Source organism: Kitasatospora sp. NPDC093558 (assembly GCF_040683475.1).
Classification (GTDB): domain Bacteria; phylum Actinomycetota; class Actinomycetes; order Streptomycetales; family Streptomycetaceae; genus Kitasatospora.
The window spans coordinates 1-1,395 of record NZ_JBFBDY010001175.1; the positions used below are offsets into that span (position 1 = coordinate 1).

At 70.7% G+C, this 1,395-nt stretch carries 1 protein-coding gene and 1 pseudogene; one reads left to right on the forward strand and one right to left on the reverse strand.

The window, feature by feature from the left end:
* The coding region (locus AB0O00_RS39520; RefSeq protein WP_363659500.1) for a hypothetical protein at positions 1-469 on the reverse strand (469 nt) is incomplete at its 3' end.
* A 562-nt stretch (positions 470-1,031) separates the two neighbouring features.
* Between AB0O00_RS39520 and AB0O00_RS39525 the strand changes: the two are divergent.
* Positions 1,032-1,395: pseudogene (locus AB0O00_RS39525) on the forward strand (hypothetical protein); the annotation flags it as partial.

A 1,395-nucleotide genomic window follows, 5' to 3' on the forward strand; every position in this document is an offset into this window, starting at 1 on the left:
GGTCGCCGGTCTTCACCGCGGCGTCGCCGCCGGAGAACACCAGGCCCTCCGGGTGGACCTTCGGCGCGACCTTGCCGTCCGACGTCTCGACGAGCGTCGTGTCGACCGGCACCCAGGCGTCGCCGACCTTCACCCGGACCGGCCCGGTCGCGGTGTCCTGCGTCAGTGTGCCCTCGGGGTTGGCCCAGAGGGTGGTGGTGGCGGTGCGGGCGCCGGTGACCTCGATCCGATGGCCGTTCAGCCGCGCGGCCAGCAGGGCCGACGCGGTGTCCGGCGCCTCGTTGACCGGCGCGGTGGCCGATGCCGTGGTGCCGGTGGACGCGGCCGAGGCCTCGGCGGTCAGCGCGTCGAGCGCGACCCCCGTCTCGACCAGCATCGCGAGCGCCGCTATGACGGCCGTCCGTCGCAGCCTGCGCCTGGTGAAGGCCCCGCCCCCGAACTCGGGCGAGGCCTGCTTCCTCGATGGCAAGAGAGTTTACTCCGTGAATAGCAATGGTAAAGGGTTCCTACCTTTCCAAGATCGCAGAGCCGTTCGGCCCGGCTGACCAATTCCGATATCGAATCGGCAAAGTTTGTCCACTGAGTGTCCCTTATGTCCAAGTAGTGCCGGGAATGCTGAATCTGTCTCAGTTGCTACCCAGGGATTCGCTTTGTCAGCTGATGCCCGGTCTGTCCCGACGGCCAGTTCGGGCAGCGGCGGAGTCGCCCCGCCGTGCGAGGCCGCTTCTGTTCACGCGGGTCGGCGAGCTGACGACGGGCCACCCGGGGCGGTCCGCATTCCCTTGCTGTTCTGTGTATGGAGCTTTCCGCACATGCGGCCCGTGCGAGTAAAGGGCTGGTCCAATCTTCCGTTCACCCGTTGTTCGGCCTGTCGCTAGATCACTAGCCTCGGCGCCAGTTCCCACCAGGTCGGCCCAGCGGCCCCAATCCTCCCGCTGGTGCGGCCTGTTCCCAGTCGTCGCCCGGGCCCATCGGCCGGCGCGCGGCTGCCCCGCAGTGCCCCCGGTTCACCCCCAACAGGAGGCAGTTCTTTGCGTACCCCCACGCCCGCCGCCCGCAAGGCCGTCCTGGCCGCCGCCGGTGCCGCCGCCCTCGCCATATCCGGCCTCGCGACCGCCGTCCCCGCCGGCGCCCAGGCCGACCCGGCCGCGTCCGCCAAGGGCGGCACGTCCTGGGTGCGCGCCTGCGACACCCTCGCCAAGGGCGACACGGTCTCCTGCCACGCGCTGAAGGTCACCAACGCGACCCAGCAGGTCAACGCCTTCGGCGTCACCCCGAACGCGACGCCGTCCGGCTTCGGCCCGGGCGACCTGCTGAGCGCGTACAACCTGCCGGCCAACGGCGGGGCGGGCCAGACGCGAGGCCGTTGGAGACCTTGGCGAGGTCGCCGCCCAG